Genomic DNA, 15,363 nt, shown 5'->3' on the forward strand with positions numbered 1-15,363 from the left:
CAAAGTAGTATATATACCTTTACATAGGAAGGAGCCAGACAGGTGAAACGAGTATACAGCATATGTCTTTCAACTATGGTCTCGTTTATTTTATTATTTCCTAACATGAGTTTTGCAAAGACAACAGTAGGAACAAAAATGCCTTCATCTGTTTTAAATATTTCAAAAGACAATACATTTCCAAATGATGCGCAAGATTTGCCACGTTTACAGCCAAGTAAGTTTGCTCAAGAACTATTGAAAACAGCTAATATTAAAATTGAAAATCCAGACTTAATTCGGATGTTTAATGAAACGACAATTTCAAATGCGCCGCTTGCAGTAGGGTACCGGGCAAAAATTTATTTAGGTCAATGGGCTTTACATTATGAATCAGTAGACACATCGATTAATTGGGAATATAAACAAGTGAATCGAAATGTGTATGATAATCGCGGAGGAGACCGTTTATATCCACTTCGCTATAAGCAAGAAACACAAAAGACGGTTGAAGGCGATTTAACAGCAGATATGAAAGATGCTGCAGATGTGAAAAAAATGATGCTTCTCAAAGCGCTTGAAAAAGTACAATTGCCCCTTTCGTTTAAAACAACTATTGGTTATGGTACTGGACATGAGCGTGTGTATAATATTAGTCCGAGTCAACTCGGATATTTATACGCTTATACACCAGCAGTAAATGAAAAGGGAAAAGTAACATTTGGAGAAGTGTATCTTGTATTAAAGGGAAATCAAAAAAGACTTGTTGTGAAAAATATTACTTCTCAAGGAATTGGAGCGGCGATTCCAATTCATGATCATTTATTTTTTAAATTCATTTCTTCTTCCCACTCGCAATAACATAAAAAAACGTCAGCTTATAAGCTGACGTTTTTTTATAATGTAATGTTTGCTGTTTTTGATAAGAAATCTTCTGTCGGATAGTAGCTGTTTTTTACAAGAACATTTGGTCCAAGACATTTTACTGCAGGACAGTGACAGCTTAATGATTTTGCTGTTTTTGAAGCACTCCATTTGTCATATGCTTCTTGTAATGTGTTTGTTTGTATGTTTCCTAGAAGTGGAACATCACCAAAGTCCGTCACAATAATATTTCCATCGAAAATATTTACATTTAAACGAGAACGGCCATCTGGATCGTTACGAACGGTTACATTTTTGCTCTCTTGTAATTTTTTAAATGTGGCAATGTCTCGCTCGTCATCGCTACAAGCATAGAAAGGTAAAGTTCCAAATAACATCCATACATTTTCATCGCGAATTTCTAGTAAATGCTCAATCGCATCACGAATTTCAGCTTTTGTTAAAATCTCTAGATTACTCGCGAAGTCACTTGGATACATTGGGTGAACTTCATGACGTTTACAGCCCATCTCTTCGACGATTTGGCGGTGAATATGTTCAATATGTGGTAGAGTTCTTTTGTTTAACATTGTTTCGGCAGATACAAGTACACCTGCATCTGATAGAGCCTTACTATTTGTAATCATTTTTTCGAATAATTTTGCACGTTGTTCGTAAGTAGGTTTACGCTCCATCATTGCAAATCCGCCTTCAACGAAGTCATCAATTGTTCCCCAGTTATGAGAGATATGCAACACGTCTAAATAAGGAATAATTTGTTCGTAACGTGCTAAATCTATAGTTAAGTTAGAGTTGATTTGAGTGCGAACGCCTCGTTCATGGGCGTATTTTAAGAGTGGTGTTACATAGTTGTCGACGGATTTTTTTGAAAGCATAGGTTCTCCGCCAGTAATACTTAAAGAACGTAAATGAGGAATCTCATCTAATCGTTTTAATAAAAGATCCATCGGAAGCGGATTTGGGTCTTTCGGCTGTAACGTGTAACCAACAGCGCAATGCTCACAGCGCATATTGCATAACGTCGTCGTTGTAAATTCAACATTTGTTAATAGTAGTTTGCCGTACTCTTCAAGGTCCATATACGCTTCCCATGGATCGTAAGAAGGAGTAATCGGCTTCATTTTTTGTGATATCGTCATATGAAATACTCCTTTGACTATTGAAATAACAATTTGTCCATTCTCTATAATAGAAGAATATGTGCTTTTTATAAAGTGAAACTTTTTAGCATGAAAAGAGAGAGGGCTTACATTATAGTGGATGACTGTGACAAAATTGGTGAAATTTCATGCCCATAGCAATCATTTTTGCGGTATAATAAAAGCAACTCGAATTAAAAGGAGAGTGCCTTCATGGGAAAAGCAATTCAAGATAAAGATACACAATTAGTATATTTAAAAGAGCGTTTAAATATGTTCATTGAAGTAATTGATACAATTGAACCTGAAGAAGTAGAATTAGAAGATGTAGATCGTCTTCTTGCAATGTTAGATGAATTAGAATTAAAATGTGAGCAATTTAAAAAAGACGAATAATATATTAAAAAGGCTGCCAATTCCAATTTGGTAGCCTTTTTCTGTGCGGATAATAGAAGGACGATAGAAAAAGAGGTATAATCAAGTTGTGAAAAATTTCATTTATTCTTTAATAGCGTGAAACAAATAAAAAGCTAAAGAGCATAACAATGGAATTTTCAGCTCATAACGTTTTGGTAGCGTTCACAATTGAGGGGGAAGTAACAATGGAAAAGCTTCAAGAAAGCATGTATCAACTAATTGTTGAAACGTCAACGAACTTACCGAAAGATGTTCGTCGTGCGATTCAACAAGCGAAAGAGCGAGAAAATGTAGGGACTCGTTCTGCGATGGCACTTGGCACAATTACAAATAATATTAAAATGGCTGATGATAACATCTCACCGATTTGCCAAGATACAGGGATGCCAACGTTTAAAATTTATACACCAGTTGGTGTGAATCAATTAAAGTTGAAGGAAGCTATCTATAATGCGCTTGAGCGGGCGACAAAAGATGGTAAACTTCGTCCAAATTCTGTTGACTCTCTTTTTGGAGACAATAGTGGAAATAATTTAGGACCAGGTACACCGGTTATTAAGTTTGAACAATGGGAAAAAGATTATATTGATGCACGTTTAATCCTAAAAGGTGGTGGCTGTGAGAATAAAAATATTCAATATAGCTTACCGTGTGAACTAGAAGGACTTGGACGAGCTGGCCGTGATTTAGAAGGAATTCGTAAATGCCTTCTTCATGCAGTATACCAAGCACAAGGTCAAGGATGTAGTGCTGGTGTAATTGGTGTTGGTATCGGGGGAGACCGCACATCAGGTTATGAATTAGCAAAAAATCAATTATTCCGTACATTAGATGATGTCAATCCAGTACCAGAGTTACAACAACTTGAAGAGTACGTATTAGAAAATGCGAATAAGCTTGGCATTGGTACGATGGGATTTGGTGGAGAAACAACTTTACTGGGCTGTAAAATTGGCGTGTATAACCGCCTGCCAGCTAGCTTCTACGTATCTGTGGCGTATAATTGCTGGGCATATCGCCGCCTAGGTGTAACAATCCATCCTGAAACAGGTGAAATTATGGATTGGTTATATCAAGAAGGTGAAGATACACTTCAGCATGAAGCACAAGAAAAAACAGAGCAACGTGAGATTGTATTACAAGCACCAATTACAGAAGAGCAAATTCGTGGACTTCGCGTTGGTGATGTTGTAACAATTAATGGCATGATGTATACAGGTCGTGACGCAATCCATAAGCATTTAATGGATAATGATTGTCCAGTAGATTTAAACGGACAAATTATTTACCACTGTGGTCCAGTTGTTGTGAAAGATGACAATGACAATTGGCAAATTAAAGCGGCAGGTCCAACGACAAGTATTCGTGAAGAACCGTACCAAGGCGATATTATGAAGAAATTTGGTATTCGCGCTGTTATTGGAAAAGGCGGTATGGGTGCGAAAACATTAGCGGCTTTAGAAGAACACGGTGGCGTGTACTTAAACGCAATCGGCGGTGCCGCGCAATATTATGCTGAATGTATTAAAGAAGTGGAAGATGTTGATTTCTTACAATTTGGTATTCCAGAAGCAATGTGGCATTTACGCATTGAAGGTTTTAAAGCAGTTGTAACGATGGACTCTCATGGTAATAGTTTACATGCAGATGTTGATAAAACATCACTTGAAAAATTAGCGAGCTTTAAAGAGCCGGTATTTAAATAAACAAAAATGCATCTCGAATCTTTCGAGATGCATTTTTTGGTATATATAGAAAAACATGCACAGCATGAAAGTAAGTAAGGAAACAGAAACTACAGGTACGATTATATATGGAAAGGAGACTATTTATGAAATATAAATGGTTATATATCGGTCTCATTTTTTCAATTATGATGGCACTTGTTCCAGTTTCAACATTGGCTTATACAAATACTCCACATAACTGGGGAATCCCGCGTCCTAAAAATGAAACAGTACCAGATGCAGGAAAGTTATATACGGATTTACTGCAAAAAAATGGCGGGTTTTATTTAGGAGATACGAAGAAAAAAGATATTTATTTAACATTTGATAATGGATATGAGAATGGATACACAGGGAAAATCTTAGATGTATTAAAAGAGAAAAAAGTACCAGCAACTTTCTTTGTAACGGGGCATTACATTAAAACACAAAAAGATTTATTGTTAAGAATGAAGGATGAAGGACACATTATTGGAAATCATTCTTGGAGTCATCCTGATTTTACAGCGGTAAATGATGAGAAGCTTCGTGAAGAATTAACGAGTGTAACGGAAGAAATTAAAAAAGTAACTGGGCAAAAAGAAGTGAAATATGTACGTCCTCCGCGCGGCGTATTTAGTGAAAGAACGTTAGCTCTTACGAAAGAAATGGGCTACTATAATGTATTTTGGTCACTTGCATTTTTGGATTGGAAAGTGGATCAGCAAAGAGGATGGCAATATGCGCATAATAATGTTATGACGATGATTCACCCAGGATCTATTTTATTACTTCATGCAATATCAAAAGATAATGCAGAAGCACTTGCGAAAATCATTGATGATTTGCGCGAGAAAGGGTATCATTTTAAAAGTCTAGATGACTTAGTAAAAAGCAATCAACCGTAAGCATGTATGCTTACGGTTTTCTCATGCTATAATGATGTGTAAAAAGGATGGGGAAACGTATGTGGAGCGAACATGTTACGTTAGAGTATCCGTATCATTTTGAAGAAGTATTAAAACGTTTATCTTTTGATCCTCTTAACGTCATTCAATTAGATGAGAAAGTCATTTATATCCCGCTTTGCATAGAAGAGGAACAGGTTGTTGTTCGCTTACAAGGGATTGGTACTGTTCAAAATCCACAGTTTTGGATTTCTAGTCAGACAGGAGATCCGGAGAAAGTCATGAAACGAATGAGGGCCATTTTTCATTGGAATGAACCGTTTCAAGATATACAAAATCATTTTTTAAACACATCATTACGTCCACTATTTGAAACATATGCTTATACTCCAATTATTTTAGAATTTGATTATTTTGCTTGTCTTCTTCGCTGTATCATTCACCAACAAATAAATTTGAAATTTGCTACTGTGTTAACAGAACAATTTGTGAAACGGTATGGAACAGAGAAGAACGGTGTATTCTTTTTCCCCACTCCGGAAATAGTAGCAAATATTTCAATAGAAGAATTGAGAGAGCAGAAATTTAGTCAGCGAAAGGCTGAATATATAGTAGGATTAGGTCGAAGTATTGTCAGTGGTACATTAAATTTAGCGAGTATAGAAACTGGGACGGAAGAAGAAGTTTCAGCACAATTGTTGCCAATTAGGGGAATTGGTGCATGGACAGTGCAAAACTTTTTAATGTTTGGGATTGGACGGAAAAATATGTTTCCGAAAGCGGACATTGGGATTCAGCGTGCAGTGCAAGGTATATTTCAATTAGATGATAAACCTGATGATGCATTTTTAGAAAAAGTGAAACAAGAGTGTGAACCATACTGCAGTTATGCAGCGTTATATTTATGGAAAAGTATAGAGTAGAGGTGTAATAATGATACAAAAGCAACATGAGAGTAAGTTGGAAGTTGGTCAAACGTTTCCTGTGACAATTAAACGTCTTGGGATTAACGGAGAAGGCGTTGGTTATTTTAAGAGACAAGTTGTTTTCATTCCAGGGGCATTACCAGGAGAAGAAGTTGTTGCAGAAACAACGAAAATTCAGCGTGGCTTCGCTGAAGCGAAAGTGAAAAAAGTTCGTAAAGCTTCACCGCATCGTGTGAAAGCACCGTGTCCAGTATATGAGGAGTGTGGCGGTTGTCAGCTGCAACATTTAGATTATAAAGAACAATTGAATCAAAAGCGTGATATCGTTGTACAAGCATTTGAGAAGTACATGAAAAACAGTATGGAAGAGAAAATTCGTCCAACGCTTGGCATGGAAAATCCATGGCATTACCGTAATAAGAGTCAATTACAAGTGGGGCGTAAAGACGAAAAGGTTATTACAGGGCTATATAAACAAAACTCACATCAGTTAATTGATATTGCTCACTGTATGATTCAACATAAAGCAACGAATGAAGCGACAAAAGTTGTAAGACGTATTTTAGAAAAATTAAATGTTTCTATTTACAATGAGAAAAAACAAAAAGGTTTAGTACGCACAATTGTAACACGTACTGCAGTTCAAACAGGGGAAGTACAAGTTACACTTATTACAACAAAAGAAGAATTACCAAATAAAGAACAATTTGTTGCAGAAGTACAAAAACAGATGCCAGCGGTTAAATCAATTATGCAAAATGTAAACTGGCGTAAAACATCTGTTATTTTTGGAGATAAAACATTTAAATTAGCTGGAAAAGAAGTAATTCAAGAAACACTTGGCGATTTATCATTTGAATTATCAGCACGTGCATTCTTCCAGTTAAATCCAGAACAAACAATTGTTTTATATGATGAAGCGAAAAAAGCAGCTGCGTTAACAGGCGATGAGAAAATTGTAGATGCGTATTGTGGTGTTGGTACAATCGGACTTTGGCTTGCGAACGATGCAGCGGAAGTACGTGGTATGGATGTAATTCCAGAAGCGATTGCAGATGCAAGAAAAAATGCGAAGCGTCACGGATTTACAAATACGAAATATGAAGCAGGTAAAGCTGAACAATGGTTACCGAAATGGGTAAAAGAAGGATGGCGTCCAGATGTAATTGTTGTCGATCCACCACGTACAGGTTGCGATGATAAATTACTGGAAACAATTTTAAAGGTGAAACCGAAACAAGTTGTGTACGTGTCTTGTAATCCTTCTTCATTAGCACGTGATGTACAAGCATTAATGAAGAGTTATGAAGTGGAGTATGTGCAACCAGTTGATATGTTCCCGCATACTGCGCATGTAGAAAATGTAGTTAGATTAAAGTTGAAATAAGAAGGATTAAAAATGTTGATGTAGTTAACTACATCAACATTTTTTGTTATGCTGGCAGCTAAATCACGTTACGTAATCAATATACATACTTTCTGTATGAAGTATATGAAATTATTTTCTGCATTTGAAAAGAATTTGTAAAAATATACAGTATTCAGATTGTATAGACCACTTTGTATTAATAAATTACAATATGGATGTAACATAGCAATTTTGCTATAGAAAATAAGCTGAAAGGGAGAAGATTTATGAAAAAATGGTTGGCATTGTTTGTTTTTGGGATGGTTTCTTTATTTGCAACTTCTGCACATGCGGAATCATATGAAACAACAAAAACATTAAAAGTATATGAAAGTCGTAGTTTTAATTCGCCTGTGAAAAAAGAACTGCAGCCAGGAGAAAGGGTTTATGTTACAAATCAACATCCTAGTGGATGGTGGAAGATAAGTGGTGGATTTATCGCACCAGAGGGCGCTAAAGTAGAAATTAATCGAACTTTTGAAGCTTTTGATTGGATTAATATGGACAGTGCGAAGTACGTATTTGGTCCTCAAACTGTTATTGCACGTGATGGTACACTAAGAGGTGAAATTTTGATTGATACATATTTGGGGCAGAAGTGGACAAGTGTAAATGGAATGCCACAAATAATGAAGCAGAATTTTGCAGCATACAGTAGCCCTGAAGCTAAAAATCCAGATGCTTGGTTCGCTCCACAAACGGTTAATATTTTGCAGACAAAAGAAAACGGTTGGTCTTTAATTAACACGTATTTAGGGCCAAAGTGGATTGTTCGTTATCCACACGTGGAACATATTAATCGTGATTTTTATGCATACAATGAACCTAAGTACATGCATCACGGTGTGAAATTCTCAGCCCAATCTGTAAGAGTACTTCAACAAGGAGAAAATGGTTGGAAGAAAATTAAGGTTGAGGTTGGAGAAAAATGGATTGCACCACAAGGATCTTATTACCATGTCCCAAATGTATTTACGGCATTTGATCAACCTTTCGGTAGAGCAATCGGTACTTTTGCACCACAAACTGTATTTGTAGTTGAAGAATCTACAACATCATTTGGTTGGTTAAAAATTAGAACATACTTAGGAGATTCCTGGATTCGAACGAATCGTAATTAGTAAATAGATTACTTTATTCCTTTTAGAATGAAGTAACAATATGTTATAGTTCCCTCATATGGAAAAGCTGTATGAGGGATTATATTTTTAGCCCATTAAGACAAGGAGAATACGATGAATAATTATAAATTAACGATTCAGTACGATGGTGCACGTTTTAAAGGATGGCAACGTCTTGGTAATAACGATAATACGATTCAAGGAAAAATCGAAAGTGTCATATCTGAAATGATCGGAAAAGAAATTGAAATTATCGGTTGTAGTAGAACAGACGCTGGTGTACATGCTTTGAATCAAGTTGCTAACTTTCAAAGTGATGAGAAGTTAGTGGAACATAAAGTGAAAAAATATTTAAATCAATATTTACCTAATGATATTAGCATTACGAATGTGGAAGAAGTACATGATCGTTTCCATGCTCGTTACAATTCTAAAGCAAAAACATATCTGTATAAAATTTGGAATGAAGAGCATACAAATCCATTTATGCGTAAATACAGCATGCATGTGAATAAAAAATTAAATGTGAAAAGCATGAAAGCAGCTGCAAAACATTTAGTTGGTTCACATGACTTTACTGCTTTTTCAAATGCGAAATCAAAGAAAAAATCTATGGTTCGAGAAGTATATACACTTGATGTGATGGAAGAGGCAGGATTTGTACAAATTAGAGTAAGTGGGAACGGATTCCTTCATAACATGGTAAGAAAAATTGTTGGGGCATTAATTGAAGTTGGATTAGGACAATTAGATGCTGAAGCAATTCCAAACATTTTAGAAGAAAAGCAGCGCAATCAAATTAATTGTCTTGCTGAGGCAAGTGGGTTGTATTTAGAGAATGTTGAGTTTTAATGGCAAATAAAAAAATCGGGCTAAGTAGCTCGATTTTTTTAGTATTACGAAGATTTCTCGTTTTTTATATGTAGCTTCAAATTCCAAAAAGCAGCAAGCATAATAGCTGCAAAGGAGCCCGAAATTGTTCCTAATAGCTTTGCATAAGGAGAGCTGCTTACATCGGAATTAATGAATAACATCATACAGAGCATGGCAGGGAAAAAGTATAAGTATTGTAATAACTTTAATTTTTTATCATTACTCATATATATAACCCCTTTCTAGCATGTTATATGTTCATTGTAACATGTTTTACCAAATTATTTTTTGCATTTGGAGAAATGTTCATTTCATATGTGTAAATGCAGTTTTTTAATTCGATATTGTAAATTTTGTCTACTTAATCCTAAAAATTTTGCAGCTTGTGAGATGTTACCGTGATTCTCTTTAAGAATTTGATTGATGTAGTTTTTTTCCATTTTTTCTATTGTGTGTTTTAAAGTTTTAGGTGCATCAGTATTGTGATTAGTTAGTGTATGCTGCATGTTGAATTCTTTTTTTATTTGTTCGCGAAAGCGAGTAGGAAGATGAAAAGCTGTAATGATGGTTTCATCTTCTATCAAGTTCATGGAACCTTCAATTATATGTTCCAATTCCCGTACGTTTCCAGGCCAATCGTATGCATAGAAAAATTCACTTACATTTACATCTACATCGGTTACGTTGAGCACGAATTGAGTATTATATTTTTTAATAAAGTGCTGAACAAGAGCTGGAATATCTTCTTTTCTTTCCCGTAAAGGCGGAAGACATAAAGTAACGACGCTTAATCGGTAATATAAGTCTTCTCTTAATCGATCATGTGCGATGGCTTCGAAGGGATCTTCATTAATAGTTGCTATAATACGAACATCAATTTCTTTTTCGTGTGTACCTCCGATTCTTCTTATTGTTTTTTCTTGTATAGCCCGTAGCAACTTAGCTTGAAGAATTGGGCTTAATGAATTGATTTCATCTAATAACAAAGTTCCTCCGTTTGATTCTTCGAATAAACCTGGTTTATCTATTGCTCCTGTAAAGGCACCTCGATTTGTACCAAATAATAGGCTTTCCATTAAGGTATCAGGTATAGCGGCACAGTTTTGTGAAATAAAAGGTTTTGTTGAACGCTGACTTTCATTATGGATGCTTTGTGCAAATAGTTCCTTACCAGTACCTGTTTCTCCTACGAGAAGTATGGAGGAAGATGTACGAATTACTCTTTTTCCTTCTGTAATGATGGATTGAATTGCTTCAGAATCACCAATTATGTGATCAAAGGTAAATTTAGTGCTTTGTTTTCGAGAAGGGCCTATTCTTATTGTTTGCTTTAAGTGACTGATCTCTTTTGATATTTCAATGGCACCTTTAATTTTTCCATTTTCTATTATAGGGAAAGTATCGTTAATCGTTGTAATTTCTTGTCCTTTATTGTTAAAATACGTTTGTTTTATATTTTTCTTTGTTTTTCCAAATTTTAATGCCTCTATAAGAGTACTATTTTTATTTTCTTCAAATGCAAATACCTCTAAAGGACTTTTATATAGCACATCTAAGCGATCCATTGATTCAATTTCCATCATTTTGCGGTTATAGACAATCGTTTTACTTTCCTCATTAATAATATGAATCCCGATATCGAGTTCATTGAGTAAAGTTTCATATAGCATATTCATTTCAATGATCTGTTTAAAATTAATGTCTTCTGTACGCATAGATTATCTTCTCCTCATTTCACCCTATGAAGACTGACTTTTTATAATTTTATTAAAATTCTTATAAAACCGCAAAATTTTTTTGCTATTTTCCTTTTAAAACTTCTCAAATGATAGAAAAATTTTGCGGTTGTGCACGCTTTTTTGTGTGAAACTCTCATTTAATATATGAATCAGAGACTTGGTACGTATTTTGCATAAATAATATTCGAAATCTCTAGAGGGGAGAATATGAATTTTTATAGGATATACAACGTTGCGGTGTCAATTAATAAGAGGGGGAATTTATAAAGTGAAGACAGTTATAGAAGGTGTGTATAGTCCTTGTTATGGAAAAGTAGAGAAGTTATTTGTTACGGAAAGTTCTTACGTATACGAGTGGGAGAAATTAGCGTTAATTGAAACAATAGATAAACAGAAAGTAGAAATTAAGATAGGGATCAGTGGTTATATTGAATCATTAGAAGTAGTAGAAGGACAAGCTATTGCTGATCAAAAGTTATTAATAACAGTAAGGGATGACCTTTTAGTAACAGGCAGTGATTAATGTAAGTGACGTGTAATTTTGCTCTTTTAACTCATTATTTTTACGGTGAATAATTTTAAAAACGCTTACATTAAATGGGTTGGCAAAGTGAAAAGGGGGATTTATATGATGGATCAAAACCAAGGATTAAAAAGAGAATTGAAAAGCAGGCACATATTTATGATTGCACTCGGTGGAGTTATTGGTACAGGACTTTTTTTAGGGTCAGGTTATACGATTCATGAAGCTGGACCTGGAGGAGCAATTGTAGCGTATCTTGTCGGTGGATTTGTAATGTATTTAACGATGCTCTGTTTAGGAGAATTAGCTGTTGCGATGCCTGACGCAGGGTCTTATCAAACGTATGCGACAAAGCACATTTCCCCTGCAGCGGGTTATGTAGTGGGATGGATGTCGTGGTTAAACTGGTCTGCTACGATAGGCATTGAATTAATTGCAGTTAGTATTTTGATGAAACGCTGGTTTCCCGATGTACCGTCATGGATTTGGTGTGTAGTGTTCGCAGTACTGCTCTTTGCTATTAATGCGTTATCTTCAAGAAGTTTTGCGGAAGTGGAATTTTGGTTTGCAAGTATTAAAGTAATTACAATTATTGCATTTATTATTTTGGGCGGGGCAGCAATGTTTGGTTTTCTAGATATGAAAGGAAATGAACCAGCGCCAATGTTCTCTAGCTTTACTGATTATGGTGGATTGTTTCCAAATGGATTATCAGCCATTTTAATTACAATGATTGCAGTTAATTTTTCTTTCCAAGGAACAGAATTAGTTGGTATTGCAGCAGGTGAGAGTGAAAATCCAGAGAAAACGATCCCGAAGGCAATTAACAATACAGTTTGGCGTATACTTGTTTTCTTTGTACTATCTATTTTTATTCTTGCTGGACTATTCCCTTGGCAGCAAGCAGGAGTAATAGAAAGTCCATTCGTAGTTGTATTTGATAAAATTGGTATTCCTTATGCAGCAGATATTATAAATTTCGTTATTATTACAGCAGTACTATCCGTTGCGAATTCAGGATTATATGCAACTTCGCGTATGCTATGGTCTATGTCTAATCAAGGAATGATTAGTCCAATTTTTGGCAAGTTATCTAAAAACGGTGTTCCTATTTATGCATTAATCGTAAGCACAATTGTAGGGTGTCTCTCACTACTATCAGGTATTTATGCGGAAGATACAGTTTATTTATGGCTGCTTTCTATCGCTGGGTTCGGAGCGATACTAGTTTGGGCATCTATTGCTTTATCAAATTTATTAGCTAGAAGGTCATACATGAAGCGGGGCGGGGATGTTAAGGACTTGAAATTTAAAACACCATTGTATCCATTTGTACCACTTCTTGCGTTAGTATTAAATTTAACAGTAATCGTTGGCATGGCCTTTATTCCAGAACAAAGAATGGCATTGTATTGTGGTATTCCATTTATGATTGTTTGTTTACTGTTTTATCGTGCTACAAGAAATAAGGGAAGTAATGTGGAGCATATTGAAAAGACAAATACAACGGAAGTAGAGAATTTATAATAGTGATTAATTAGGAGACTGTAAAATTGTAAACAGTCTCTTTTTTTGTGAAAATAAAGCTGGAAACATACTATGTATGCAAAGGGGAATTAGCGATGAATCCAGAAGTTTCGCAGTTGTTAAAACAAATAGATTCAAGGAAAGAGGAATTACTAGAACTTACAAAAACTTTAATTCGTTTTGAAACACCAGCACCACCAGCGAGAAATACAAATGAAGCGCAAGAATTTATTGCAGAGTTTTTAAGAAAACGAAATTTTAGTATTGATAAATGGGATGTATATCGGAATGATCCGAACGTTGTTGGAGTAAAAAAAGGAATAAAAAGTGACTCATATAAAAGTCTTATTATTAATGGGCATATGGATGTAGCTGAAGTTTCAGCAGATGAGGCGTGGGAAACAAATCCATTTAATCCATTTATAAAAGATGGCTGGTTAGTTGGACGTGGCGCAGCAGATATGAAAGGTGGGTTGGCTGGAGCGCTATTTGCCATTCAACTTTTACAAGAAGCTGGTATTGAATTACCTGGAGATTTAACTTTTCAATCAGTAATTGGAGAAGAAGTTGGAGAAGCAGGTACACTTCAATGCTGCAAAAGGGGTTACGATGCTGATTTTGCAGTCGTAGTGGATACGAGTGATTTACATATGCAAGGGCAAGGCGGTGTCATTACTGGATGGATTACAGTGAAAAGTCCGCAAACGTTTCATGATGCAACGCGTAGACAAATGATCCATGCTGGAGGACGTTTATTTGGAGCGAGTGCGATTGAAAAAATGCTGAAAATTGTGCAAAGCTTACAAGAATTAGAGCGCCACTGGGCAGTCATGAAAACATATGAAGGCTATCCATCTGGAACAACAACAATTAATCCAGCTGTTATTGAGGGAGGAAGGCATGCGGCGTTCATTGCGGATGAGTGCCGATTGTGGATAACAGTGCACTTCTATCCGAATGAAACACATGAACAAATAATAAACGAAATTGAAGAGTATATTGGAAAGGTGGCAGCTGCCGATCCATGGTTAAGTGAAAATCCGCCACAATTTAAGTGGGGCGGAGAATCAATGATTGTAGATCGTGGTGAAATTTTTCCTTCTTTAGAAATAGATAGTGAACATACAGCTGTAAAAACGCTTAGCTCAGTACATGAATCAATTCTTTCTAAAAACGCAATTTTAGATATGTCTGCAACGGTAACGGATGGTGGTTGGTTTAGTGAATTTCATATTCCGGCTGTTATTTACGGACCAGGCACATTAGAGGAAGCTCATTCAATAAATGAGAAAGTAGAAGTAGAGCAGTTAATTGAATTTACAAAAGTAATAACAGCATTTATATATGAATGGTGTCATATGAAAAAATAGATTAGTATGTTGAAATAGTACAGGTATGTATACTTGTACTATTTTTTAGTGAACTATTTCAGAGTTAAATAGAAACAACTGAAATAGTTCTTTATTTTGCTATGTCTTTCGTTTCATTTCAAGTAATTTCTCTTTTGCTAATTCAACGGCAATCGCATCATCTAAATAGCCAATTGGAAAGAGATAGTCGGGAATAATATCTGTCGATAAAATGAAATAAAGTAATGCGCTCCCAAGAACTGCACGTTCTTCTTTTGAAATGGTTTCATTGCAAAATTGTTGATACATATCTGTTAATTGTTCAATAAAAGGACCAGCACTATCAATTTGCTCTAATTTGCTTGCGAAACTGTCACGAATACGATTTTCGCCTTCTGTTGTCTGGGCATAGCGTTCGTAATTTTCGAGTTCTTGTTTTACGCGAGTTGTAGTGTAATCGAAATCGAATAAGTTAGAGGATTGTAAAGTTTGCTGAATGGTATCAAGAGATGTGTACATATCCGTTTTTTCTTTATTTATGTGAGGAGAATCAGGGTACATTTCATCAAATAACAATTGGGGTGGAACTTGAAGACATTCTGCAAATTTTTGTAGATGTTTTTGTTTCGGCGGTTGTTTGCCATTAATAATTCTTGAGACCGTTGCAGGATCAATATTTGTAAGTATTCCTAGTTGGCGCATAGATAGGGCGCGTTCTTTTAAAAGTTTTTTTATTAATTTACCAAGCCGATCATTCGGGTTTTCATTAGCCATAGTGTAGGCACTCCTTTTTTAGTGTTGAAAAAATGTTGAGCATTTATTACAAGTATATGAAACAGACAGGCACAGTTGCTCAACATTTT

At 35.4% G+C, this 15,363-nt stretch carries 15 protein-coding genes; 11 read left to right on the forward strand and 4 right to left on the reverse strand.

The annotated features are described in order from the left end of the window. The first annotated feature begins 42 nt into the window (after positions 1-42). Positions 43-840 (forward strand): YfkD famly protein, encoded by a 798-nt coding sequence (locus tag DOS87_RS02495; RefSeq protein ID WP_002083605.1) that lies wholly within the window; start codon positions 43-45, stop codon positions 838-840. 35 nt (positions 841-875) lie between these two features. Here DOS87_RS02495 and yfkAB read toward each other — a convergent pair whose 3' ends face one another. After that, entirely contained in the window at positions 876-2,003 is a 1,128-nt protein-coding gene (gene yfkAB / locus DOS87_RS02500; RefSeq protein ID WP_098578067.1) for a radical SAM/CxCxxxxC motif protein YfkAB, read from the reverse strand. Between the two features lie 213 nt (positions 2,004-2,216). On the opposite strand from yfkAB, the gene DOS87_RS02505 reads away from it, so the two are divergent. From DOS87_RS02505 to truA, 7 genes are all read left to right on the forward strand, one after another. Then, positions 2,217-2,399, forward strand: a complete 183-nt coding sequence (locus DOS87_RS02505) for an SE1561 family protein (RefSeq protein ID WP_000513558.1) — start codon at positions 2,217-2,219, stop codon at positions 2,397-2,399. Positions 2,400-2,605: 206 nt separating this feature from the next. After that, complete coding sequence (fumA, locus tag DOS87_RS02510) at positions 2,606-4,126, forward strand: class I fumarate hydratase (protein WP_000413535.1); 1,521 nt, start codon at positions 2,606-2,608, stop codon at positions 4,124-4,126. Between the two features lie 125 nt (positions 4,127-4,251). Beyond that, positions 4,252-5,034, forward strand: a complete 783-nt coding sequence (gene pdaA / locus DOS87_RS02515) for a delta-lactam-biosynthetic de-N-acetylase (protein WP_000875970.1) — start codon at positions 4,252-4,254, stop codon at positions 5,032-5,034. A gap of 59 nt (positions 5,035-5,093) precedes the next feature. Continuing rightward, positions 5,094-5,957 carry a DNA-3-methyladenine glycosylase family protein gene (locus tag DOS87_RS02520; protein ID WP_000269427.1) on the forward strand — a complete coding sequence of 288 codons (864 nt, stop codon included), beginning with the start codon at positions 5,094-5,096 and terminating at the stop codon, positions 5,955-5,957. Between the two features lie 10 nt (positions 5,958-5,967). Beyond that, on the forward strand, positions 5,968-7,347 hold the full coding sequence (gene rlmD / locus DOS87_RS02525; RefSeq protein ID WP_000615212.1) for a 23S rRNA (uracil(1939)-C(5))-methyltransferase RlmD: 1,380 nt from the start codon (positions 5,968-5,970) through the stop codon (positions 7,345-7,347). 248 nt (positions 7,348-7,595) lie between these two features. After that, positions 7,596-8,489, forward strand: a complete 894-nt coding sequence (locus tag DOS87_RS02530; RefSeq protein ID WP_000758929.1) for a hypothetical protein — start codon at positions 7,596-7,598, stop codon at positions 8,487-8,489. A gap of 114 nt (positions 8,490-8,603) precedes the next feature. Beyond that, positions 8,604-9,341, forward strand: a complete 738-nt coding sequence (gene truA, locus DOS87_RS02535) for a tRNA pseudouridine(38-40) synthase TruA (RefSeq protein WP_001067298.1) — start codon at positions 8,604-8,606, stop codon at positions 9,339-9,341. 44 nt (positions 9,342-9,385) lie between these two features. Here truA and DOS87_RS02540 read toward each other — a convergent pair whose 3' ends face one another. Together DOS87_RS02540 and DOS87_RS02545 are read right to left on the reverse strand one after the other, a co-directional pair. Then, the gene (locus DOS87_RS02540; protein WP_000063865.1) at positions 9,386-9,589 is read right to left on the reverse strand and encodes a hypothetical protein; all 204 of its coding nucleotides are present in this window, start codon (positions 9,587-9,589) and stop codon (positions 9,386-9,388) included. 84 nt (positions 9,590-9,673) lie between these two features. Further along, a complete protein-coding gene (locus DOS87_RS02545) occupies positions 9,674-11,077 on the reverse strand; it encodes a sigma-54 interaction domain-containing protein (protein WP_001258425.1) in 1,404 nt (467 codons plus the stop codon). A 292-nt stretch (positions 11,078-11,369) separates the two neighbouring features. On the opposite strand from DOS87_RS02545, the gene DOS87_RS02550 reads away from it, so the two are divergent. From DOS87_RS02550 to DOS87_RS02560, 3 genes are all read left to right on the forward strand, one after another. Further along, positions 11,370-11,624: a biotin/lipoyl attachment domain-containing protein gene (locus tag DOS87_RS02550; RefSeq protein ID WP_000859489.1), complete on the forward strand. Its 255-nt coding sequence runs from the start codon at positions 11,370-11,372 to the stop codon at positions 11,622-11,624. A 105-nt stretch (positions 11,625-11,729) separates the two neighbouring features. Continuing rightward, positions 11,730-13,151, forward strand: coding sequence for an amino acid permease (locus DOS87_RS02555; protein WP_000969252.1), 1,422 nt, complete (start codon positions 11,730-11,732; stop codon positions 13,149-13,151). A 95-nt stretch (positions 13,152-13,246) separates the two neighbouring features. Next, entirely contained in the window at positions 13,247-14,521 is a 1,275-nt protein-coding gene (locus tag DOS87_RS02560; protein WP_063674820.1) for an acetylornithine deacetylase, read from the forward strand. A 99-nt stretch (positions 14,522-14,620) separates the two neighbouring features. Here DOS87_RS02560 and DOS87_RS02565 read toward each other — a convergent pair whose 3' ends face one another. Next, positions 14,621-15,274 (reverse strand): DUF1232 domain-containing protein, encoded by a 654-nt coding sequence (locus DOS87_RS02565; protein WP_001262777.1) that lies wholly within the window; start codon positions 15,272-15,274, stop codon positions 14,621-14,623. Positions 15,275-15,363: the final 89 nt, after the last annotated feature.

Source organism: Bacillus sp. CR71, assembly GCF_003429245.1.
Classification (GTDB): Bacteria; Bacillota; Bacilli; order Bacillales; family Bacillaceae_G; genus Bacillus_A; species Bacillus_A thuringiensis_S.